A 21,742-nucleotide genomic window follows, 5' to 3' on the forward strand; every position below is an offset into this window, starting at 1 on the left:
GACCGGATGAGTTTCGCGGGCAAAACCATGTGAGGCATCGACTACTTTTCGCGGGCATATTGACATGAGGCATTACGTGGCGGTCGCCGCCTCAGCCCACCGCCGCAGTCTGCCGGATGGCGCGGGCCGACCAGCGCCGGTCGGCGTATCCGACCTCGATCGGGTGGTCGAAGGCGGCGGAGACCTGCTCCGAGGTGAGCACCTCGTCGATGGCCCCTGCTGCGGTCAGCCGCCCCTGGCAGATGAGCGCGGCGTGCGAGGTCGTCTCCGGAATCTCCTCGAGGTGGTGGGTGACCAGCAGCGTCGCGAGCTGGGGCGAACGCACGGACAGGGAGTCGATGGTCTCGAGGAGCTGTTCGCGGGCGGCCACGTCGAGGCCGGTGGTCGGTTCGTCGAAGAGCAGCAGCTGCGGATCGGCGATGAGCGCGCGGGCCACGAGCGCCCGACCCCGCTCCCCCTGGGACAGCACTTTCCAGCCCGCTTCGGCACGGGAGTTCAGCCCCACCTCGGCGATGAGAGCGTCGGCCTGCGCGATCTCGGCGGGCTCGGGTTCCCAGCGCAGCGGACGTTCGATGGTGCCGGTCAGTCCGGTGAGGACGACCTCGCGCACGCTCAGATCCGACCGCAGCGGATGACGCGGATTCACATGCCCGATGAGTCGTCGCAGCGCGGCGAGTTCGACCCGTCCCATCCGCTGTCCGAGGACATCGACGGTCCCCGAGGTCGGAAACACCTGCGCCGAGGCGAAGCTGAGCAGGGTCGACTTCCCCGCACCGTTGGGACCGATGAGCACCCAGTGCTCGCCGGCTCGCACATGCAGGTCGATGCCATGGAGGATCTGCGTCTGCCCGCGCCGGAATGTCACATCGCTGATCTCCAGGACCGCTTCGCCCACCTTGCCCGTCTCCGTTCTCGAGTCGATCACGCTTCGAGTCTAGGAGCCGGAGCCGTCCTGCTCCCTCTCGTCCGGACACTGTCGTTCCACATCATGGATCAGCACTGTGGATCAGCGGTCATTCGCCACGGTCCATAATGGAGTCATGCACAACGGCGCCGACCCCGACGAGGACCTCCGCGAAGAGCATCGCATCAGGATGCGCGGGAGGATCCTGCGCCGCTCCGCCTCGTTCAACGTCGCTCATGCCGTCGATTCGCTCGAACCCGGCACCGGCGCCCAGAGCATCCAACGCGCACTGACGCTGCTCAACCTCGTCGGCCTCATCGCCGGCGAACGCCGCGAGGGCGCGAGTCTGTCCGAGCTCGCCTCGATCAGCGGCCGTCCCAAGGCCAGCGTCCACCGGATGCTGCAGGCACTCATCGCCATGGGCTATGTCGAACGCCTCGAAGAGGGCGGCTACCGGCTGGGCGTGCAGTCGCAGATCCTCGGTCAGCTCGCACAGAAGTCCGTCGACCCCCTGGTCACCGAGTCCGAGTCGAGCCTGCTGCGTCTGGCCGAGCTCAGCCAGGACACCGTGTTCCTCACCCTGCGCACGGGCAGCTATTCGATCTGCGCCCGCCGCGAGGAGGGCTTCGGCGAGATCTTCAACAACGCCCTGTCCGTCGGCGACCGCCATCCGCTGGGCATCGGAGCAGGTTCTCTGGCGATCCTGTCCGAACTCTCCCCCGCCGAGGTGGACGCGCAGTTCGCCGCCAACGCTGAGATCCTGGCCGAACGGTACCCGAAGGTCTCGATCGAAGCGCTGCGCGACATCATCGAGCAGGCCCGCATCGACGGCTTCGTCCATAATCCCGGCCTGTTCGCCCAGGGCTCGTGGGCGGTGGCCGTGCCCCTGCGGATCCGCGGGTCCCGTCCTCGCGCGGCCCTGTCGATCGCCTCGATCGCCGACCGGGTCACCGGGCCCCGGGTCGAGCGCCTCGTAGCGCTGCTGCGGCGTGAGGCCAAGGCCATCGCCGAGGCGCTGAGCGAACACCCGAACCCCTGATGTCCCTAGGCGTCCAGACCGGCGCGGATCCGGCGGAGCGCATCGTCGAATGAGTCCTCGGTGGCTTCGGCGGCCGCTGACGCGTCTTCTGCGTCCACGGCTTCAATGAGTCGGCGCTGGTGCTTGAGCAGAGGAGCCTGGGCGTCGGCGGCGATCTCCTGCCTGGCGCCGACGAGTTTGTAAGCGCGGCAGCGCAGCCACAGGGTGCGGATCGTCTCGACGAGGACGGGATTTCCGGAGGCGGAGTAGATCGTCGCCAGCAGCTCCTCGTCGTGATCGAGGTAGCCTGCAGCATCTCCCGCCGCGAGGGCAGTCTCCATGGCCGCGAACTCTTCGTCCAGCCTGACCCGTCCTGCAGCGTCGAGCTTCTGCACGCCGTGCACGGTCGCTTCGACTTCGAGGATGCGGCGCACCGAATAGATCTGCAGCAGCTCCGCGGCGGTGAACGTCTTGACGACGGCGCCGCGGTGCGGACTGGTCTCGACGAGTCCGACCTCCTCGAGCCGGGCGAGCGATTCACGGACGGGCATGACACTCGTGCCCAGGGATGCGGCGAGCTGACGGATCCGCAGCCGCTGTCCGCTGGGGTACTCACCATTGAGGATGCTCGCCTGCATCGCCTCGAACACCTGGTCGCCGATGCGCGGGCCGACCTCCGCCTGGGTCTCGCTCATGACCGTCAGTCTAGCCTCGCGCCTGCGCTGGCTCCGGTGTGCGCTCCGCCCCGTAACCGGGATCAGCCCACCGCGGGCCGGCCTCGCAATCGCGGCACTCAGCGCAGCACGACCGTCCTCTTGCCGGAACGGGACCTGAATGTAACGCAGGGGCGGATCCACCTCGATATCGCGGACGATTTCGAGGTGGATCCGCCCCTGGGAGACGCGGCTCGGAAGTTCACGGCCGCGCGGTCTCGCCTACCTGCTCGAGACGCGTCCGAACAGGTTCGCGATCGGTGCCAGCAGCAGCGGCCTGGCGGCGAACCAGCCGGCCACCACCACGACCATCGCCACGAGGAACCAGATGAGACCGGCCCATCCCAGCGCATTCGTCCCGGCGAACATATAGCCGAGGTTCTGCCGCATCCCGGTCGCGAATACGAGGAACACATGGACGAGGATGAACATGACGAAGAACAGCATCGTCGGGAAGTGGAGCGCCCGAGCCAAGGGAGCCGGGTAGAACTTGTTGAGCTTGGCGGCGTCCTTCGGCCACCACTCGCTCATCCGCAGTCCCGTGATCGCAGCCACAGGGGCGGCGATGAACACGATGATGAAGTACATCAGCTGCTGCAGCGAGTTGTAATTCACCCACGCATCTTCCATCGGCCATTCGAGCGTCATGTACTGCAGCATCGCCGAGGCCGCGTTCGGGAAGACCTCCCAGCTGGTCGGCACGATGCGCGCCCAGTGCCCGGAGACGAAGAGCAGCACCACGAACACCACACCGTTGGCCAGCCACAGCAGGTCGAGCCCGGTATGCAGCCAGAGGTTGATGCTGACCTTCTTCCCGCCCTTCTTCGGGGTGTAGAACGCCGGCGGCTTCTGCTGGTGTCTCACCTGCAGACCCGAACGGATGATGAGCACCATGAAGAAGATGTTGAGGAAGTGCGTCCACCTCGCCCAGGCCGGGAATCCGGGGTCGACGAAGTCGGGCTGCTCATACTCGCCCGGGTAGCGTTCGAGGAACTCCGGAACGCCCGGCAGCGTCGTCACCCCACGTGCGGCGAGCACGATGATCCCGGCTGCGACGATGAGGCCGCCCAGGGACAGACCGACGAGCTTGGACCACTGGCCCAGCGACTTCGAACCGATCATGACCGGTTCCTTCTTCGCTGCGGGCTTCGCCGAGGCGGCTCCGCCCGAGCTCGTCGGCGCGGCCTTCGCGGCCGGTGCCGATTTCGCAGCCGGCTTGTCCGCGGTTCGGGCCGCTGGCTTCTCCGCTTCCTTTGCGGCGGGCTTGGCCATCGGCTTGCGCTGAGCGGGCCTGTCGGTGGCCTTGGCTGCGGGCTTGCCCATGGGCTTGCGCTGCGCGGGCTTCTTCTGCGCGTCGTCGGGCTTCTTCTCCGAGCTCGCGGCAGCGGCAGCACCTGCACCGGCTGCGACACCGGCACCTGCGGCTGCCGCTCCGGCTCCGACGCCGCCGATTCCGGTGCGCCGTCCCTGCGGCTTCTTCTCAGCTGCTGAGCTGCCGGAGGTCGTGGCTGCGGGCTTGGTGCCGTCAGTCGGTTCGGCGGTATCGGCTGGCTTGCCTGCGTCGGATGATGCGGTTTCAGCCGCTGGCTCGGAGGCCTGCGCACCGGTTGCCCCAACCGTGGAGGGCTTGACAGCCGATGCCGGGGCGAACCCTTCCGGCGGCCAGGGGTCACCGCCGGCCACACGCGGAAGACCACGGCGCAGCGGGACATCGGACAGCTCACCCGATCCGCTCGCGGCGACGGCCGCGGAGGGAGCGGCGGGCTCCTCAGCGGCAGATGCAGCGGAGGCCTCCCCTCCGCTCGTCTCGACAGGAGCAGATTCGGCAGAGACCGCAGCGGAAGTGCCCGGCGCCTTGGCTCCGGCGGGTGCGAAGCCCTCCGGCGGCCAGGGCTCTCCGCCGGCCACGCGCGGAAGTCCACGGCGCAGCGGAACCTCGCTCGCGGCCGAGGGCGCGGCCGCTGCGGCAGGTTCGGCTGCGGCAGCCGACTCGTCTTCGTCTGCGGCGGCACCTGCAGCGGCGCCGACGGCGACTCCCGCCCCGGCGGCTGCGGCAACCGGTGCAGCGGACGACGAGTCCTCGACCGCGCCCTCCGCTTCGGAAGAGTCTTCTGCCTCGACGGCAGGTGCCTCCGCCGATCCGCTCTCGGACGGTGCGGGAGCGCCGGCAGTCGCGCCGACGGCTTTCACTCCGGCGGGCGCGAGGCCCTCCGGCGGCCACGGCTCTCCGCCCTCCACACGCGGCAGACCACGGCGCAGAGGCACCTCGGCAGCGGCGGGCTCAGCGAATTCGACAGGCTCAGCGGAGTCCGCGATGTCCTCGGTCACATCAGGGGCGACGGTCTCCGTCGGCCCCTCGTCGACGACCTCGGCGGAGGAACCTGCATCCAGTTCCTCCGTGCCCGGCGAGGCACCCTCTTCCAAGGGTTCGCCGATGGTGCCCTCTGCCGGCCAGGGATCACCACCTGCGACCCGGGGCAGACCCGAGCGCAGTGAACTGGAATAGGTGGCCATATCAGGACTTGTTCTCTCTCAGGGACTCGATCGCCTGCGGAACGACCTTGAACAGGTCTCCCACGACACCGAAGTCGGCGATATCGAAGATCGGGGCCTCGCCGTCCTTGTTGACCGCGACGATGGTCTTCGAGGTCTGCATGCCGGCCTTGTGCTGGATGGCACCGGAGATGCCGAGTGCCACGTACAGCTGCGGGGAGACCGACACACCGGTCTGTCCGACCTGATGCGACTGGGCGATGTAGCCGGCATCGACTGCCGCGCGCGAGGCACCGAGGGCGGCACCGAGGACATCGGCGAACTCGCCCACGAGCTCGAAGGATTCCTCCGAGCCGACGCCGCGGCCGCCGGAGACGACCTTCTGCGCGCCGCGCAGCTCGGGCCGCGAGGAGGTCTCGACGATGGCCTCGAACGAATCGACCGATGCCGCGCGCTTGCCGGAGTCAGCGACCTCGAGGGCCTGGACGTTCGCCGTCTGCGCCTGAGCGCGGGTCTCGATCGAACCGAGGCGCACCGTGACGACGGGGGCGCCGAAGGTCGGGGCCGAGGAGGCTGTGTAGCCACCGCCGTAGACGGAATGATCGGCCACGATGCCTTCGGAGTCACGCTCGACGCCGACGGCGTCGACGCACACGGCCGAACCGCTGCGCACGGCGAAGCGGCCGGCGATGTCACGGCCGTCGAGGGTGTTGGGCACGAGCACGGCGTCGGGAGCGGTGAGTTCGGCGGCGGCGGCCACGGCGTCGACGGCGGAGGTGCCGAGGTTGTCCCCGGCCGACTCGACGGTCAGCGACGCGACGGCGCCGAGTTCGGCGGCCTTCTGCCCCGCGACATCGGCACCGCCGGAAGCGGCGAGCACGAGAGCGACGGGCGAGCCGATCTCCGAGGCGCCGCCGAGCAGCTCGGCGGCCGGCTTCTCCAGCTGACCTTCGGCATCGGCGGTGAGGACGACGAGAATGGAGTCCTGTGGGAATTCTGACATGACGATTCTCCTTAGGCCAGACGGTTCTTGGTGAGGTATTCGGCGAGTTCGACTCCGCCATTGCCTTCGTCGACGACCTTCTCGCCGGCCTCGCGCGGCGGCTTCTCGGCGACGGTGACCATGATCGAGCGAGCCACGGACTGGTCCTCGGCGTCGATGCCCAGATCGCTGAGAGAAATAACTTCGAAGGGCTTCTTCTTCGCGGCCATGATGCCCTTGAAGTTCGGGAAGCGAGCCTCGGGCAGGGCTTCGGTGATCGAGATGACGGCGGGCAGTTCGGCCGAGACCTGCTGCTGGCCGCCTTCGATCGGACGCGTGCCGGCGACCTTGCCGTCGGACAGCTCCACTGTCGACAGTCCGGTCACATGCGGGTAGTCGAGGTGCTCGGCGAGCATCGCCGGCATCATGCCGCCGTTGCCGTCGGTGGAGACGTTGCCGGTGACGATGAGATCGAATCCGCTGCGGCGGAGGGCCGCGGCCAGCACCTCGGCGGTGAGTCCGAGGTCCGCACCGGCCAGTGACTCATCGGCCACGTGCACGGCATCGTCGGCCCCCATTGCCAGACCCTTACGGATCGTGGCTGTCGCGGTGTCGGGCGACATCGAGATGACGGTCACCTCGGTCCCGCTGTCGCTGTCCTTGTGGGCCAGCGCGACTTCGAGCGCGCGCTCACCGATCTCATCGAGGACGGCTTCCGAGGCGCCGCGATCGGCCAGCCCGGTTTCCAAGTTCAGTTTCCGGTCACCGTAGGTATCCGGGACCTCTTTGACCAACACCGCGATCTTCAAGGATGACTCCTTAGTTTCGTGAAGCAGCTGCACCTGCAATGAGACTTCCGTCTCATAATCTACAGGTGGCTGATTGTCGTCCGTTAACCGGGTCCGTCTGAATCCGGCCATGTATCCAGTCACCAATGGTACGTGGTATGCACCACAGACATCTTCGCTACTTTACGAACGATCGACAGAATTTGTCCAATGCTCCGGATCCTCTCCCCGCGCCGCGTCCCGGATGGCTCCCCGCGCCGAGGCGGGGCCCTAGAATGGAGGCCAACCGACCGACCCTCCCGGCACACTGCGTCCGGGCAGGCAGGACGCCGACATCAACGATGAAGGAGCGCCCCGTGGCATTCGACCTCGACGACATCGACCGCAGCATCATCGCTGCCCTCGTCGAGGATTCCCGGCTGAGCGTGCGCCAGCTGGCCGAGCGCGTCCACATCTCCCGGTCGGCCGCGCACAAGCGCTTCACCGCTCTCATCGAATCCGGGGCGATCAGGAAATTCACCGCCGAGGTCGACCGTGAGGCGCTCGGCATGAGCGTGACCGCGGTCGTCGTCGTCAAAATCGGTGAACGCCCCTGGCCTCAGGTCCGCGATGATCTGGCCGCGCTGCCCTTCGTCGAGAAGGTGCAGGCCGTCAGCGGCGACATCGATGCGCTGGTGACGGTGAATGCGCCGGACAATACAGCCCTGTCGCAGGTGATCCTCCGGCGGATCCACGAGGTGCCGGGAGTCGTGTCCTCCCGTTCGCTGCTCATCCTCGACGAGGCCGAGGGCCACCGTCCCGGCGCCGGCTGAGGCCCGGCTCAGCCCTCCTGGTATTCGGTGATCGCCTTCTCGGCGAGGTCGAGCCCGTATTCCGCGTCCGCGTAGCCGGCGATCGTGGCCTTGCCGATGGGGTACACGTGCCCTTCCTTCACGGCAGGCAGCTCCTTGAATACGGCCGAGTCGAGGAGCGCCTTCGTCAGTTTGTCGTAGTCCCCCCGCAGATCCGAATTGACGAAGATGATGTCGGCATCGGACAGGCTCTTGTCGAGCACCTCGAGTGAGATCTGAGCTTCGGGTTCGACGGTGTCGGACTTGTTCCCGCCCTGATCGGCCTTGCCGTACTTCTTCACCATGGCGTCTTCGTCGGCCGACCAGTCGAAGCCGAGCGGCGACAGGACGGTGCCGAGCATGTTCTCGCTGCCCCACAGGTAGGCGGAGTTCTCCTCGAAAGAGGACACGACTCCGATCGTCGTCCCCTCGGTGACCTCCGCATACTTCTCGGCGAGCTTCTTCTGCCGGGCATGGAAGCCGCTGTCGCGCTCATCGAGCTCATCGGTTCTGTTGACGGCGTCGGCGACCTCCTTCACACGCTGCTGCCAGTTGGCGCGGTCGCCGCCGCGCAGGGTGAATTGGTAGACCGGGGCGATCTCCTCGAGCTGCTCGACCATCTCGGGCTCGAAGATGTTCGGGGACAGGATGAGATCCGGCTCCGCCTCGGCGAGCTTCTCCAGGTCGGGCTCCTGCTGGCTGACGACCGGGATGTCTTCGAGTTCATCGAGCCATTCCTCGGGCACCGCCGGGTCCTGGTACTCCCCCTGGACGATGGGAGGCGCATCGAGATCCATGAGGGTCTCGGTGGCGGCGTAGTGAAGGGTCGCGACGGCCTTCGGGTCCTCGGGCACCTCGACCTTCGCACCGGTGGCATCGGCTACGGTGCGGGTCTCGGAGGCATTTCCCGAGGCCGCTTCCTCGGAGACGCCTGCGCAGCCGGCGAGGAGGGCGAGGCCGGCGGTTGCGGCGATGACGGCTGTGCTCAGGCGTGTCAATGGCATGGTCTTCCTTATTCTCATCCTGCGTATTCAGTTCTGGGCGGGTCTTCGGACGGCTGCCGGGCGGGCTGGGGTCGGGTTCAGGAACGTGCGGCGATCACGGCCGAGCGGAAACGGCCGAAGCCCCATCCGATGTCCCTGATCTCGACGCGTGCGGCACCGAGTCCGCGCAGAGCCGCGGCGAGGCCGCCGGTGGTCAGGGACGGGTTCCCGGTGGTGGCCAGGGTCGTGATGAGCTCCTCCGCCTGATGGTCGTCGCTCTCGGCGTCATCGGTGAACGCTTCGACGAGGACCAGCGTCCGGCTCGCGGCGAGCATCCGACGAAGCAGTGAGTCCACCTCCGGTCGGGACCGTCCGGACAGACCGGCGATGACGAGGGTGCAGTCGACGCTCGGCCAGGCTCGTCGCCCGGCCAGGGCCTCCGAGCCGGGAGTGTGAACCGTCCGCCCGGCATCCGGGGCCTTCCGTGTCAGGGCGGCCGCCGTCTCGGCGTCGACGTCGCCGGCTACGGCGAGGTCCGCGGCCGTGGCCACGGGTTCGAGGTCGAGGATGGGGTCGAGGACGTACTGGAGGTGGTCGAGGCTGTGTCTGCGATGGGCGGCGTCGAGCTCGGGGTCGGCAGCACGCTGGGCATGCCAGGTGGAAGCCTCGATCGCCGAGGCCCGGGAGGTGCGGGCGGCGAATCCGCCGCGGAGTACGTCGACGAGATCGACGAGGGAGAAGAGGTCGAGCAGCGCCGGATCGCTCAGGTCGAGCCCGTCGGCGGCGCCGTCGCCGGTGAGGACCGCTCCGGTCGGGGTGTTGCGATAGGTGTCGTCCTTGCGGGCGAGGAGCCCGAGGGAGCACATGGCCGTCAGCACCGCCTGTGCGCGTTCGGAGTCGATGCCGAGTTCGGCGGCGATCGCCTCGGTGGTGGACGCTCCCCCGGCGACGAGGTCGTTGATGCCGAGGGTGACGGCGGTCCGGGTGATGATCGCGGGGAGCAGTTCGGTCATTTCGTGGACCTGATGGACGACATCGCGGGTGCTGGTCGGCTCGGCGGAGTCCTCGGCATCGGAGGCGGTCGCCGCGATCGGACTCGTCTCGGCGGGGCGCGCTTCGGCGGGTGTCTCCTCGGCAGGAGCGACGGGGCGCGTCGGCATCTTCCGCCAGTAGCCGACGACCTCGACGTCCTCCTTCGGCAGGCCGAGGTCACGTCGCAGGAAGCGGCGGATGGGCGCGATGGTCAGGGTCTCGCCCGCGCACCAGGCGAAGGTGCGGCCTGCGGGCAGCCTGAGGCTCTTCACGGCTTCGCGCATGAGGCGCGACTCGCCCGGAGCCGCAGAGCCGCGGACGAGCCAGTCGATCTCGACGTCGGCCTTCGTGGGGATTTCCTGGATGTCATCGGCGGTTGGGACCTCGACGATGATGTGGCCCCGGGTGCCGGCGGGCACCTCTTCGAGCCAGCGTCCGACCGCAGGCAGGGCCGTCTCGTCGGCGATGAGCAGATGGAAGTCGATTCCCTCGGCCAGGCCCGCGCAGGTCTTCGGTCCCGCGAAGCTGATGCGATCGCCGACCGCGACGTCGCAGGCCCAGTCGGAGGCGAGGCCGGAATCGTGGCGGACGACGTCGACGGCGAAGGAGTTCGTCGCAGGGTCGACGCTCCGGACGGTGTAATCACGGGCGCGGTCGAGCGCTTCGCGGTTCCACTTGAAGCGGAACTCCTCCTGCTCGCCGATGTCGAGGGAGGCGCCGTCGGACGGCGGGATCACGAGTTTCACATGATCGTCGAAACCCTCGGAGCGGAATGCAGGCCGTGGCATCCCGTCGACCTCACCGGCCGCCAGCTGATCGCCTGAGAGCGTCAGGCGTCGCATGTTCGGGGTGATGTCCGCGATGCCGGTGACTTCCGCCTCACGCAGGATGATCGGCAGCACCTGCATGGGCCTGGAAGTTCGCGGCATGGATTCAGCTCCGAGGATCTCTTGACGTATGAAACAGCGAGAAACAGAGAAGCCGGACCAGCCACTTCAAGCAGGTGTGTCAACTGCCTTAGGCAAGACCGATGTTCCCTATATCTCATAGGTGAGCCTAACCTGATATTCGAGACGGCGCAACAGATCCGCGCGATCTCTCCCGATACCGCCTCGGGCCGGCAGCCGCCTCATCAGCCAGGCGCGCACGCGCCGTCAGTCGTCGGCCTCAGCGGCGAGCGTCCTCCGTACCGCACGGAGAGTCAGCTCGAGTCCGTGCCGCCGCGGATCAGAGTCGGAGCCCTCTCCGACGACGCCGAAGAGGTGGCCCGATCCGATGGTGAGGAAGACGTACATCGCCGCCCACGTCAATGGCACCTCATTCGTGATCGAACCATCGGACTGCCCTCGGGCGATGATCCTCTCGAGGACGTCGTCGCCTCCCCTCTCCGCGGGTCCGCCCTCTGCCGGTGCGCCCTCCGCAGACTCGGCCCCCGCGGGTTCGGCCCGGCTCTCGCGACCCACCTCGGCGAAGACGTCATCGGTGATGATCGGTTCGTCCGCGAACATCAGGGTGAGGACCTCGGGGACCGTGAACAGCCGCTCGCACACCCGCTCGACGGCCTCGAGGCCCGAACCGACATCGGGGCGGGCGTCCATGACGGCCGCACCGAACATGCGCGCACCGAGGCGGGCCACCTCGGCGACGAGGGCCTCCCGATCCCCGAAGTGACGATAGAGAGTCGTCCGCCCGACGCCGATCGCCCGGGCGATCTCGAGCATCGAGGCCTGCGAGTTCTCGGCGAGGACCGACAGCGACTCCCTGAGCAGAGCCTCCCGACCGAGTCTCCGCATACCGGCGGCTTCGGACACGCGCGAATCATCTCCCTCATCAGCGAATACGCATCTAATGGAACAGTCATGTACCAGTTTGGTACGATTGTATCCCAGTCTCGGAAGCGAGGATCGACGTGAGCACGGACAATCATCACTCCGGCGCATCTGCCGGGCCCGCCGTCTTCAAACTCACCCGCACTGACGTCATCGTCATCGGCGTCGTCTGCGTGGGCCTGGGGATCGCCCTCGGCTTCCTCCTGCCCGCACTGGGCTCCTTGGCCGCGAAGTTCCCCATCCCCTTCGGCGATCCGATCGAGAAGCTCAGCAGCTTCGACCAGCCCTGGGTGGTGACCATCAGGCCGATCGTCGGGGCGGCCCTCGGAGTCATCGCCACCGCCGTCATCGCCGGCTCGAACACTCCCGTTCTCGTCGACGATGACGAGATCGTCATCGGCCGCGAGAACGACCACCCGCTGCGCATCTCCCGCACCTCCTTCTCCACCGCGTACTTCGCCGACGGCAAGCTGACCATCCTCACCGAGGGCGGCCATCAGGCCTTCAGAGGCGAGGTCGAGGGCAAGAAGGACTCGGTCGCCGCGGCCTTCACCTCGCGCGGGTATCGCTGGGGCGAGATCTGAAGGAGCCGGGAAACAACGCACCCGCGTCCGACAGCGCCCCTCACGCACCCGGGCCAAACGTCCATGCGACCCGCCTGAACCTGCCCCTTCGTCCCGAGTTGACGGCACGAATGGCCGCCCGTCCTCGACTGGCGCGCAGCCATGGATCAGTGACGTGCCTCACGTCACCATGGGGTCATGACCATCGACGTTCCCACCACAGGCCGCTCACTGCCCCAGCTGCAGCCGATCAGCTTCATCGACGCGGATGGCCGGCTCACCGACACTCCGACGGCAGGGCTGCGGATTCCCGGCGACCGCACTCTGACCGGTCTCTACCGGCAGATGGTCTTCGTCCGACGGTTCGAAGCGCAGGTCACGCACCTGACCCGACAGGGGCGGCTCGCGACCTACCCCTCGGCGGCCGGTCAGGAAGCCGCCGAGGTGGGGGCCACGACCGCGCTGGCCCCCGGCGATTGGCTCTTCCCCACCTACCGCGATTCGGCAGCGCTGCTGACCCGCGGTGTGCCGGTGGGCGAGATCCTCGCAGCCTTCCGCGGCGACTGGCACTGCGGCTTCGACCCGAACGAATACCACACCTCGCCAGCGGCGACACCGCTGGCGACGCAGACCCTGCACGCCACGGGCTTCGCCATGGCGGCGAAGCTGAAGGGAGCGGATGCGGCGACTCTGACCTTCCTCGGCGATGGTGCCAGCAGTGAGGGCGACGCCCACGAGGCCTTCAACTTCGCCTCCGTGTGGCAGACGCCGACCGTGTTCGTCCTCCAGAACAACCAGTACGCTATCTCGACCCCGCTGCGGGAGCAGACCAACGCGACCATGCTCGCCGACCGGGCCGCGGGCTACGGGATGCCGGGCCTGCGGGTCGACGGCAATGACGTCGCGGCCGTGTTCGCCGCCGTCACCGCCGCCCTCGAGCGCGGTCGCAACGGGGACGGGCCGACCCTCATCGAGTGCCTGACCTACCGGATGGAGTCGCATACGAACTCCGATGATCCGACGAAGTACCGCGAGGCCGAGGAGGTCGAGCACTGGAGGCAGTTCGATCCCATCGACCGTCTCGAGAAGTATCTGCGGTCGACCGGCGCCGTCGACGACGCCGGCATCGAGGAGATCGCCGCGGCCGCCGAGGCCCTGGCCGAGTCCGTCCGCGACGCGATGAACCGCGAGGCCGAGATCGACCCGCTCGAGCTCTTCGCCCACGTGTACGCGCAGCCGCGCACCGATCTCGCCGAACAGCAGCAGGTCCTCGAAGCCGAACTCGCAGCGGCAGGTCGGGCATGAGCGTCGAAGTCGACACGAGCACTCGGACCCCTTCGGCCCCCGCCGCGGAAGCGGTGACGATGGCGAAGGCGCTGAACCGGGCCCTGCGCGACAGCCTCGCCGAGGACGACACCGTGCTCATCTTCGGCGAGGACGTCGGCCGCCTCGGCGGGGTCTTCCGCGTCACCGAAGGTCTGCGGGCCGAATTCGGTTCGACCCGGGTGTGGGATTCGCCCCTGGCCGAGTCCGGGATCATCGGCACCGCCATCGGCATGGCCATGAACGGGATGCGCCCGGTCGTCGAGATGCAGTTCGACGCCTACGCCTACCCCGCGTTCGAGCAGATCGTGTCGCATGTGGCGAAGATGCGCAACCGGACGAAGGGCAGGGTCGCCCTGCCGATCACGATCCGGATCCCCTACGCCGGCGACATCGGCGGCGTCGAACACCACTCGGACTCCTCCGAGGCCTACTGGACCTCGACGCCAGGGCTGACCGTCGTCACCCCATCGAATCCGGCCGATGCCTATGCGCTGCTGCGCGAGTCGATCGCCTCCGACGATCCCGTGGTGTTCATGGAGCCGAAGTCGCGGTACTGGATGAAGGAGACCGTGAGCCTGCCCGTGGCCACGGGGCCGATGCACCGGGCACAGGTGCTCCGCGAAGGCACCGATGCCACGCTGCTCGCCTACGGTCCGACCGTGCGCACCGCGCTGGACTCCGCGGAAGCAGGCGCCGAGCACGGCCTGTCCGTCGAGGTCATCGACCTGCGCACGCTCTCACCGTTCGACGACGAGACCGTGTCCGCCTCGGTGCGCAAAACCTCGCGGGCGGCGATCATCCACGAGGCCGCCCGGTTCGGCGGCTACGGCGCCGAGGTGGCCGCCCGCCTCACCGAACGCAACTTCACCCATCTGTCGGCCCCGATCCTGCGGATCACCGGGTTCGACGTGCCCTACCCGTCCCCCAAGCTCGAGGAGTACTTCTTGCCCACCGTCGAACGCGTGCTCGATGCGCTCGAGTCCTGGGACTGGGAGCTGTGATGAGTGCGGATCTGGGCACCGGCACGCGCGAGTTCATCCTCCCCGACCTCGGCGAGGGGCTGACCGAGGCCGAACTGATCTCGTGGAAGGTCGCCGTCGGCGACGAGGTCCACGTCGATCAGATGGTCGTCGAGGTCGAATCCGCCAAGTCCGTCGTCGAACTCCCCTGCCCCTACGCCGGACGCATCATCAGCCTCCACGCCGCGGCCGGTGACACCGTCACCGCCGGTCAGGTCCTGTTCTCCGTCGCCGAGGCGGAGGCAGAGTCCGGCGGCGCGAACCTCATCGGCTACGGCACTTCCGAACCGAAGACCAGGTCGACGAGGAACCGCTCGTTCGGCGCGAAGAGAGCCCCCGAGCTTGTCTCCCCCGTGTCATCGCCTCTCGTGCGCAGGCTCGCGAAGGACCACGGGATCAGCGCCAAGCACCTGCCCGGCAGCGGTCCCGGCGGAGTCGTGACGAGGGCCGATGTCCTCGCCGCCATCGAATCCGGGACCTCCCAACCGCAGATGCCCACCGGATCGGGAACCGCCCCGGCGGGGGAGCCTGCAGCAGCAGTGGCCGGCGACCGCGACACCCGCACCCCGATCACGGGGCTGCGGAAGGTCGTCTCCGAACGCCTGGCGAAGTCGCGGCAGGAGATCCCCGAGGCGACGATCTGGCTCGACGTCGACGCCACCGAACTGCTGGCCACGAACCGCGTCCTCGAAGAGCGCACGGGCGAGAAGTACTCGCTGCTGTCCCTCGTCGCCCGCTTCGTCATCGCCGGCCTCAGGAAGTTCCCGATCCTCAACTCCTCGATCGACACCGCAGCCGGTGAGATCGTCACCCACGGCGACATCAACCTCGGCTTAGCCGCGCAGACGCCGCGCGGTCTCATGGTCCCCGTCGTCCACGGAGCCGATGGGATGAGCCTGCGGCAGCTGCGGGACTCCGTGGCCGCGACCGTGGACAAGGCCGGCACCGGCAGGTTCGATCCGGCCGAGCTGACCGGCGGCACGTTCACGCTCAACAACTACGGCGTCTTCGGCGTCGACGGATCCGCGCCGATCATCAACCTGCCCGAGGTCGCCATGCTCGGCCTGGGGCGGATCAAGGAGCGCCCGTGGGTCGTCGACGGTGAGCTCACCGTCCGCAGGGTCATGTACTTGAGCTTCGTCTTCGATCACCGCGCCTGCGACGGCGCCGAGCCGAGCGAGTTCCTCACCTTCGTCGCCGACTGCATCGAGAACCCGATCTCTCTGCTGCCCGAGCTCTGATCCGCTTCCGCAGCCCTCGGAAGCGGAACGGGAACCGTGATGCGCGAGGCGGCTCGGTGACGTCCACCTCGGCGTCGTGCTCGTCCATCAGGGTCACCGCCTGTCCGGATTCGACTCCGGCGAAGGTCATGAGGTCGATCGCGGCCATGCGCACGGCCAGATGAGTCTGTCTCCACATCGTCGCCTCGTCCTCCCCGGGGTCGAAATCGCGGAACGCGGCGAGCGCCCCCTCAGCCGCGTGCTGCCGGTTCTCCCGATCGCCGGGGTCGTGGGCAAGCTGCCTGATGACCTCGGCGATCCGGGTGACGACCGGGACGCAGTCGCTTCGCTTCTCAGCAGGCACGGCGAGCGCGGATCGAACGAGCAGGAGGACGCTGTTGTTGAGCAGGTCGAGCTGTCCGGCGTTCTCGCTCTCCTGCACGATCGGTTCCGAACGCCACCACCAGACCGGGGCGCGGCGCGCGGTGCGGCTGCTGTACTTGCGGGTGTCAGAGAGCTCGGTGAGTTTGTCCCGCAGGGAGCGCAGACCGCCGATCGCATCCTCGGCGGCACGGTCATCATCGTCCTCGAGTGCCTGGGACGCGCGTTCGACGGCTTCTGCCATCGCATCGAGCACATCGCGTTCGGCACGTCTGAGCAGGTCGAGGGGTTGGGCGGGGAACAGGAGCTGGCTGAAGACGAGGGCGATTCCTGCGCCGATGAGCGCATCGACGACGCGTTCGGGCCCGAACTCCGGTTTGCCTCCGGCGACCGTGAGGATCGCACCCACGGCTCCCTGCGCGATGACGAGTCGGCTTCCGTCGCCGGCCAGGGCGATCGTCGTCGCCACCAAGATGCCGATTCCCATGGCGGCGAAGCCGGTGCCGAGGACCTGCAGGGCGGTCTCACCGACGACGATGCCCAGCAGCACCCCGAAGACCAGATTCACTGCATTCGTGCCTCGCTTGCCCTGGTTCGCGTTGAGCGCGATGAAAGCTGCGATGGGGGCGAAGAAGGGATTGGGGTGACCCGCCAGATTCAATGCGATCCACCACGCGATGGTCGCCGCCAGCGCCCCTTGGAACAGCGGCCAGAAGGCCCGGCGCACGCGCGAGAGGGCCTGAGCACCGGCCCTGCGCAGCTGCTGCCAGGTCGACACGGGCGTGCCCCTTACTCTTGCCCGGACTTCTTCTGACCCGAAGCCTTCTGCCGCGACTTCGTCTTCTCGCCGGTCTCGGGGTCATGGCGGAAGCGTCTGAGCAGAGCCGCATCGACCTCTTCGAATTCGCGGTCCTTGGTCTCGGGCACATAGCGTCCGACGAACCACAGGCCGAAGGCGCAGATGATGCCGAAGATCCAGAACGTCTGCCCCTGTCCGATGGCATCGGCGACGCTGAGGAAGACCAGGCTGACGAAGAAGTTCGAACCCCAGTTGACGGCGGTCGAGACTCCCGAACCGTGGGCACGGGCGTCGGAGGGGAAGATCTCACCCACCAGCGTCCAGAAGATCGGACCGAGGCCGATGGCGAAGGCGGCGATGTAGATGACCATGAACACGAGCGAGATCAGCGGGGACCAGCCGAGAACGAATGACAGGCCGAGCAGACCCAAGGTCACCGCCATCGCCGACAGCGACACGATGAGCAGCTTGCGCCGCCCGCTGCGGTCGATGAGCCGATTGGCCACGATGGTCATGATCAAGTTGATCGCCCCGATGGCGATGGAGTAGAAGATCGCCTTCGAGGCGGTGAGCCCGGTGGACTCGATGATGGACGGGGCGTAGTAGATGATCGTGTTGATGCCCCCGAACTGCTGGATCGCGGCCAAGGTGAGTCCGACGACGAGAGCGGGCCTGACCCGTGAGAGCAGCAGGACCTTCCAGCCCTTGTCCACCTGTTCCTCGGACCGCTCACCGGAATCCTCACCGGATCCCTGCGCCTCGGCCGCGTCGCGCTTCTCGTTCTCCTCCTTCTCCTCTTCCTGCTGCTTCCGCTGCTCGGCGATCACGGCGTCGGCAGTCTCCTCATCGGAGATCGACACATAGAACCTGCGCGCTTCGTCCTCGCGTCCGTGGACGAGCTGCCATATCGGCGATTCGGGAAGGAACCACAGGGCCCCGGCGAGGAGGATCAGGGACGGAATCGCTCCGACGCCGATCATCGCCCGCCAGCCTTCGAATCCGGAGAAGGCGAGGTTGGTGAAGTAAGCGATGAGTATGCCGATGGTGATGAGCAGCTGATTGAGCGTGAGCATGCGACCGCGAATGGCCGTCGGTGCCACCTCCGAGAGATAGATCGGCACGGTCGCCGAGGCGGCCCCGACCGCAAGTCCGAGGATCAGCCGCGCGATCAGCAGCATCCAGTATCCGGTCGCGAGGACGGCGATCACGGTGCCGACGAGGAAGACGACGCCCTGGATCCCGAGGGCCTTCCGCCGCCCGAGCGGATCGGAGATGCGCCCGGCGCTCAGGGCACCGACCAGCGCACCGAGCAGCAGGATGCTCACGACCGAACCCTGTTCGAAGGAGCTGAGGGAGAAGTCCTTCTTGATGAACAGCAGGGCCCCGGAGATGACTCCCGTGTCGAAGCCGAACAGGAAGCCCCCGACCGCGATGACCACGCACCAGCGTCGGACCCTGCGCAGCCCTGCGGCGGGGACCTCGTCCAATGGTCCCGACGATTCGGTCGAAGTGGAATTGTCCTCTGCCACTGTTCTCCTCCGATCCTGCAGAGATCCGGCCGGATGTCGGATGCTTCGTGCCGTCGAGACTAACGAAGGCCCACGCCGAGCGACAGCATGTGTGGTGAATCAAGGGTGAGGTCCGCGGGTTCCGTTCCCATTCCACGATCCGGACCGTCCTGTACGGGGGCTGAGGCCCGTCGCTAGCCTGGCCCGGTCCGCTGACCGACCGGCAGGTGCCGGTGTGAACTGACCGGCGCTCTGCCGGTGTGAAAGAGGTTGTGCATGTCGCGCGCTCATGATCCGGCACCGCCGTCGAGTCCGCCTCGGCGGCGGTTCTCGCTTCTCCTCCTCATCGTCCCCGTCGTTCTCTACGTCCTCACGCCGGTCGTGGCGAACTCGGTCGAACCGCGCCTCTTCGGTCTGCCGTTCGTCATCACCTACACGATCATCGTCACGATCCTCACCTGGTTCTTCGTGTGGATGGCCGCTCGCGGCGATCGCTTCTACCGCCGGAATGCGCCCGAGCACATCCCCGCCGACATCGCTTTCGGCGAGGACCATGAGATCGAAGGCGATGAGAGCCGAGGGGCCTCCTCAGCGTTGGGAGAGGAGGCCGACACGTGAGCACTTCCGCGGTCATCGCCTGCATCATCTTCGGCCTCGCCATGCTCGCGACCATCGCCATCGGCGTCTGGTCCGGTCGCGGTCGCGAGAAGTCCCTCGACGAGTGGTCGGTCTCCGGGCGCGGGCTCGGCTTCGTCTTCATCCTCCTGCTCATGGCCGGTGAGACGTACACGTCCTTCTCGTTCCTCGGCACCGCCGGCTGGTCCTACTCCTACGGCGTGCCGATCCTCTACCTCATCGGCTACCTGAGCATCGGCCTCGTCGTCGCCTACCTCGTCGGTCCCCTGTTCTGGACCTATGCCGCCCGGCACAAGCTCGTCAGCCTCTCCGACATCGTCGAGCACCGGTTCCGCTCCCGTGGGCTGGCGATCCTCGTCGCCGTGCTCGCGACGATCTTCATCGTCCCCTACATCCAGCTGCAGATCCAGGGCATGGGCGCCGTGGTCAACGCGATGAGCTACGGAGCGATCGATCTCAAGCTCGCCGCGATCATCTCCTTCATCGTCGCCGAGGCTTTCATCCTGGTCTCGGGCCTGCGCGGTTCGGCATGGGTGAGCGTATTCAAGGACGGCCTCGTCATCCTCGCCGTCGCCTTCCTCGCGGTCTACGTGCCGCTGCACTACTTCGACGGGCTCGCTCCCCTGCTCGACCGGCTGGTGACCGAGAAGTCCGAGTGGCTGACGTTCCCCGGCGCCGGCGAGGGGATCTACGGCGGCGCCTGGTTCATTTCGACGATCGTCCTCAACGGCATCACGATCACGGTGTTCCCGACCTCGATCGCCGGTTACCTCTCGGGCACCTCGGCGAACGCCCTGCGTCGGAACTCGATCCTGCTGCCCTGGTATCAGCTGCTGCTGCTCGTGCCGATGATGGTCGGAGTGGCCGCGCTCTTCGTCGTCCCGGCCCTCAAGGACGCCGATCTCGCTCTGTTCTCCGTGGTCATCGACTCCCTGCCGGCGCCGATCGTCGCGCTCATCGGCGTCGCCGGTGCCCTGTCGGCGATCGTGCCGATGAGCGTGTACATGCTCTCGATCGGGTCGATGTGGGGACGGACCGTCCTCGGCGGCGGGCTCGCCGGACCGAAGAACGCGGCCTCGATGACGACCGACCAGCTGACTGCGCGGGGGCTGCGGCAGAAGACGCTGTCCCAGTGGGTGTGCCTGGCCGTCGGGGTGATTGCGCTGGTCATGAGTCTGCTCATGCCCGATGCGCTCGTCGAGCTCTCCGTGCTCAGTTATGAGGGCCTGGCGCAGGTCGTTCCTGCAGCCCTGCTCTCCCTCTACTGGCCGCGGATGTCCAAGCAGGCCGCGGCCGCCGGACTCATCACCGGCTCCGTGGTCATGGTCGGCCTCCACTACACGGGCCACGACCCGCTGCTGGGCGTCAATGGCGGCCTGTGGGCGATCGCGGCGAACCTCCTCGTCGTCGCCATCGTCACTCTGGCCAAGCCGGATCCCCGCTGGGTCCCGGTCGCGAAGCGGCGAGGCCACGCCGAGGTCCAGCACGTCGGCTGAGCGCCGCGTATCACCCGTCGAGCAGGGCCGCTGCGTACATCGGGCGAGCGGCATCGGCGCTCGGCGGGTGGAACAGGCCGGCCGCGGCGTCACGGTAGAGGCGGGAGAGTTCGTGTCTGTTGCCGAACCCGCCGCCGCTGGTGCACATGAGCGCGGTCTCCGCGTTCCGGCGAGCCGCCTCGGCGGCCTTGATCCTCGCTCCCACCAGCCGCAGCGGCCACCCGGCGCCGTGATCGACGAGCTCGTCGAAGTCGCGCGAATAGGCATCGATCATCGCGGTCACGGGCATGAAGTCGAGGTGGGCGTCGGCCAGACGCGTGCGGGCCTCGGGCACCTCGGCGAAGCTCGTGCCCGACTTCGCGGACTTCCGCCTGTGCAGTCCGGCGGCCCCGAGCTCGAGGGCACGGGCGGCGACTCCGGCGTAGACGGCGGCGATGAGCAGCTGGAAGTTCGATGTGATGGCGAAGGTGAGCAGATCGGGGTGCTTGCCGGCGGGAATGATGCGCGAGACCCGCTCGGGTCGCATCACCACTCCGTCGAGGACGGTGGCCCGTGACTGCGAGGCGCGCATGCCCAGCACATCCCACTCATCGGAGACGGTGATGCCCGCGGCGTCGCGGTCGATGAACCCGTAGACGAGTTCCCCTTCCGCCGGTTCGTCGGCGTCGGGCCCGGCGATCCCGTCGTCATCGGCAGTGATCGCGCCGTGGACGATGAGCCTGGTCCACACCGGGGACAGGGAGGTGAAGATCTTCACGCCGGTGAGTTCGAATCCCCCGTCGGCGGTGGGCACGGCCTCGGTGTTCGATCCCTGCAGCACCCAGTCATTGGACGGTTCGGAGATCCCGAAGGCGAAGATCTCTCCGGCCATGACCTCGTCGAAGACCCAGTTCAGCGAGTCGTCACCGCGGTCGTTCATGGCTTTGACGACGCCGGTGCACATGAGGTGCATGTTGATCGCCAGAGCCGTGGCCGGGGCGGCGGAGGCCAAACGCTGCTGCAGCCGAGAGACCTCGAAGAGGCTCAGCCCCGGTCCGCCGTGGGATTCGGGCACGAACAGCTCGAGGTAGCCGAGCGCCTTGAGCTCAGCGAGGTCCTCATCGAAGAACCGATTCTCACGATCAAAGATGTCGGCGCGCTCACGGAAGCGCTCGAGCACCTCGGCGGGCAGGTACGTCTCCCCCAGTTCATGCAGCTGGGTCTCACGGTCGGTCATGATGTC

General features: G+C 67.6%; 19 protein-coding genes. 8 read left to right on the forward strand and 11 right to left on the reverse strand.

The window, feature by feature from the left end:
• Positions 1-91: 91 nt before the first annotated feature.
• Positions 92-925, reverse strand: coding sequence for an ABC transporter ATP-binding protein (locus IHE57_RS00005; RefSeq protein ID WP_366933802.1), 834 nt, complete (start codon positions 923-925; stop codon positions 92-94).
• Between the two features lie 115 nt (positions 926-1,040).
• Here IHE57_RS00005 and IHE57_RS00010 point away from each other — a divergent pair, with 115 nt between their 5' ends.
• Positions 1,041-1,943, forward strand: a complete 903-nt coding sequence (locus IHE57_RS00010) for an IclR family transcriptional regulator (protein ID WP_209369933.1) — start codon at positions 1,041-1,043, stop codon at positions 1,941-1,943.
• A gap of 5 nt (positions 1,944-1,948) precedes the next feature.
• Here the strand turns inward: IHE57_RS00010 and IHE57_RS00015 are convergent, their stop codons facing one another.
• From IHE57_RS00015 to IHE57_RS00030, 4 genes are all read right to left on the reverse strand, one after another.
• Positions 1,949-2,617 carry a GntR family transcriptional regulator gene (locus IHE57_RS00015; RefSeq protein WP_209369935.1) on the reverse strand — a complete coding sequence of 223 codons (669 nt, stop codon included), beginning with the start codon at positions 2,615-2,617 and terminating at the stop codon, positions 1,949-1,951.
• A 240-nt stretch (positions 2,618-2,857) separates the two neighbouring features.
• The gene (locus IHE57_RS00020; protein WP_209369938.1) at positions 2,858-5,149 is read right to left on the reverse strand and encodes a cytochrome b/b6 domain-containing protein; all 2,292 of its coding nucleotides are present in this window, start codon (positions 5,147-5,149) and stop codon (positions 2,858-2,860) included.
• 1 nt (position 5,150) lies between these two features.
• The gene (locus IHE57_RS00025) at positions 5,151-6,131 is read right to left on the reverse strand and encodes an electron transfer flavoprotein subunit alpha/FixB family protein (protein WP_209369940.1); all 981 of its coding nucleotides are present in this window, start codon (positions 6,129-6,131) and stop codon (positions 5,151-5,153) included.
• A gap of 11 nt (positions 6,132-6,142) precedes the next feature.
• Positions 6,143-6,919: an electron transfer flavoprotein subunit beta/FixA family protein gene (locus IHE57_RS00030; RefSeq protein ID WP_209324527.1), complete on the reverse strand. Its 777-nt coding sequence runs from the start codon at positions 6,917-6,919 to the stop codon at positions 6,143-6,145.
• Positions 6,920-7,254: 335 nt separating this feature from the next.
• Here IHE57_RS00030 and IHE57_RS00035 point away from each other — a divergent pair, with 335 nt between their 5' ends.
• The gene (locus IHE57_RS00035) at positions 7,255-7,710 is read left to right on the forward strand and encodes an Lrp/AsnC family transcriptional regulator (protein WP_209369942.1); all 456 of its coding nucleotides are present in this window, start codon (positions 7,255-7,257) and stop codon (positions 7,708-7,710) included.
• Positions 7,711-7,718: 8 nt separating this feature from the next.
• Here IHE57_RS00035 and IHE57_RS00040 read toward each other — a convergent pair whose 3' ends face one another.
• From IHE57_RS00040 to IHE57_RS00050, 3 genes are all read right to left on the reverse strand, one after another.
• Positions 7,719-8,732 (reverse strand): ABC transporter substrate-binding protein, encoded by a 1,014-nt coding sequence (locus IHE57_RS00040; protein WP_209369944.1) that lies wholly within the window; start codon positions 8,730-8,732, stop codon positions 7,719-7,721.
• 77 nt (positions 8,733-8,809) lie between these two features.
• Complete coding sequence (locus tag IHE57_RS00045; RefSeq protein ID WP_209369947.1) at positions 8,810-10,672, reverse strand: siderophore-interacting protein; 1,863 nt, start codon at positions 10,670-10,672, stop codon at positions 8,810-8,812.
• Positions 10,673-10,897: 225 nt separating this feature from the next.
• On the reverse strand, positions 10,898-11,554 hold the full coding sequence (locus IHE57_RS00050) for a TetR/AcrR family transcriptional regulator (protein WP_366933803.1): 657 nt from the start codon (positions 11,552-11,554) through the stop codon (positions 10,898-10,900).
• 98 nt (positions 11,555-11,652) lie between these two features.
• Between IHE57_RS00050 and IHE57_RS00055 the strand changes: the two genes are divergently transcribed.
• The 4 genes from IHE57_RS00055 to IHE57_RS00070 all read left to right on the forward strand — a co-directional run bounded on the left by IHE57_RS00055 (position 11,653) and on the right by IHE57_RS00070 (position 15,721).
• Positions 11,653-12,156 carry a YqeB family protein gene (locus IHE57_RS00055; protein ID WP_209369949.1) on the forward strand — a complete coding sequence of 168 codons (504 nt, stop codon included), beginning with the start codon at positions 11,653-11,655 and terminating at the stop codon, positions 12,154-12,156.
• 177 nt (positions 12,157-12,333) lie between these two features.
• The gene (gene pdhA, locus IHE57_RS00060; RefSeq protein ID WP_209369951.1) at positions 12,334-13,440 is read left to right on the forward strand and encodes a pyruvate dehydrogenase (acetyl-transferring) E1 component subunit alpha; all 1,107 of its coding nucleotides are present in this window, start codon (positions 12,334-12,336) and stop codon (positions 13,438-13,440) included.
• Positions 13,437-14,462: an alpha-ketoacid dehydrogenase subunit beta gene (locus IHE57_RS00065; RefSeq protein WP_209369954.1), complete on the forward strand. Its 1,026-nt coding sequence runs from the start codon at positions 13,437-13,439 to the stop codon at positions 14,460-14,462. Before pdhA ends, IHE57_RS00065 begins: the two co-directional genes overlap by 4 nt.
• Positions 14,462-15,721, forward strand: coding sequence for a dihydrolipoamide acetyltransferase family protein (locus tag IHE57_RS00070; RefSeq protein WP_209369956.1), 1,260 nt, complete (start codon positions 14,462-14,464; stop codon positions 15,719-15,721). The genes IHE57_RS00065 and IHE57_RS00070 overlap by 1 nt, the downstream gene beginning before the upstream one ends.
• Here the strand turns inward: IHE57_RS00070 and IHE57_RS00075 are convergent.
• Together IHE57_RS00075 and IHE57_RS00080 are read right to left on the reverse strand one after the other, a co-directional pair.
• Positions 15,666-16,859 carry an FUSC family protein gene (locus IHE57_RS00075; RefSeq protein ID WP_209369958.1) on the reverse strand — a complete coding sequence of 398 codons (1,194 nt, stop codon included), beginning with the start codon at positions 16,857-16,859 and terminating at the stop codon, positions 15,666-15,668. The two genes, IHE57_RS00070 and IHE57_RS00075, sit on opposite strands and share 56 nt — an antisense overlap.
• A gap of 11 nt (positions 16,860-16,870) precedes the next feature.
• A complete protein-coding gene (locus IHE57_RS00080; RefSeq protein ID WP_209369960.1) occupies positions 16,871-18,409 on the reverse strand; it encodes a sugar porter family MFS transporter in 1,539 nt (512 codons plus the stop codon).
• A gap of 255 nt (positions 18,410-18,664) precedes the next feature.
• Here IHE57_RS00080 and IHE57_RS00085 point away from each other — a divergent pair, with 255 nt between their 5' ends.
• Together IHE57_RS00085 and IHE57_RS00090 are read left to right on the forward strand one after the other, a co-directional pair.
• Positions 18,665-19,006 carry a DUF3311 domain-containing protein gene (locus IHE57_RS00085; protein WP_209369962.1) on the forward strand — a complete coding sequence of 114 codons (342 nt, stop codon included), beginning with the start codon at positions 18,665-18,667 and terminating at the stop codon, positions 19,004-19,006.
• On the forward strand, positions 19,003-20,520 hold the full coding sequence (locus IHE57_RS00090) for a sodium:solute symporter family protein (protein ID WP_209369964.1): 1,518 nt from the start codon (positions 19,003-19,005) through the stop codon (positions 20,518-20,520). Before IHE57_RS00085 ends, IHE57_RS00090 begins: the two co-directional genes overlap by 4 nt.
• Positions 20,521-20,530: 10 nt before the next feature.
• Here the strand turns inward: IHE57_RS00090 and IHE57_RS00095 are convergent, their stop codons facing one another.
• Positions 20,531-21,736, reverse strand: coding sequence for an acyl-CoA dehydrogenase family protein (locus tag IHE57_RS00095; RefSeq protein ID WP_209369966.1), 1,206 nt, complete (start codon positions 21,734-21,736; stop codon positions 20,531-20,533).
• Between the last annotated feature and the right edge of the window lie 6 nt (positions 21,737-21,742).

This window comes from Brevibacterium renqingii (assembly GCF_017808105.1).
GTDB classification, from domain to species: Bacteria; Actinomycetota; Actinomycetes; order Actinomycetales; family Brevibacteriaceae; genus Brevibacterium; species Brevibacterium renqingii.

Bases quoted from the DNA above. Each gene is read 5' to 3' on its own strand.
- IHE57_RS00070 (WP_209369956.1), top strand. From the start codon at position 14,462: ATGAGTGCGGATCTGGGCACCGGCACGCGCGAGTTCATCCTCCCCGAC.
- IHE57_RS00010 (WP_209369933.1), top strand. From the start codon at position 1,041: ATGCACAACGGCGCCGACCCCGACGAGGACCTCCGCGAAGAGCATCGC.
- IHE57_RS00025 (WP_209369940.1), bottom strand. From the start codon at position 6,131: ATGTCAGAATTCCCACAGGACTCCATTCTCGTCGTCCTCACCGCCGAT.
- IHE57_RS00015 (WP_209369935.1), bottom strand. From the start codon at position 2,617: ATGAGCGAGACCCAGGCGGAGGTCGGCCCGCGCATCGGCGACCAGGTG.
- IHE57_RS00045 (WP_209369947.1), bottom strand. From the start codon at position 10,672: ATGCCGCGAACTTCCAGGCCCATGCAGGTGCTGCCGATCATCCTGCGT.
- IHE57_RS00040 (WP_209369944.1), bottom strand. From the start codon at position 8,732: ATGCCATTGACACGCCTGAGCACAGCCGTCATCGCCGCAACCGCCGGC.
- IHE57_RS00065 (WP_209369954.1), top strand. From the start codon at position 13,437: ATGAGCGTCGAAGTCGACACGAGCACTCGGACCCCTTCGGCCCCCGCC.
- IHE57_RS00095 (WP_209369966.1), bottom strand. From the start codon at position 21,736: ATGACCGACCGTGAGACCCAGCTGCATGAACTGGGGGAGACGTACCTG.
- IHE57_RS00020 (WP_209369938.1), bottom strand. From the start codon at position 5,149: ATGGCCACCTATTCCAGTTCACTGCGCTCGGGTCTGCCCCGGGTCGCA.
- pdhA (WP_209369951.1), top strand. From the start codon at position 12,334: ATGACCATCGACGTTCCCACCACAGGCCGCTCACTGCCCCAGCTGCAG.
- IHE57_RS00085 (WP_209369962.1), top strand. From the start codon at position 18,665: ATGTCGCGCGCTCATGATCCGGCACCGCCGTCGAGTCCGCCTCGGCGG.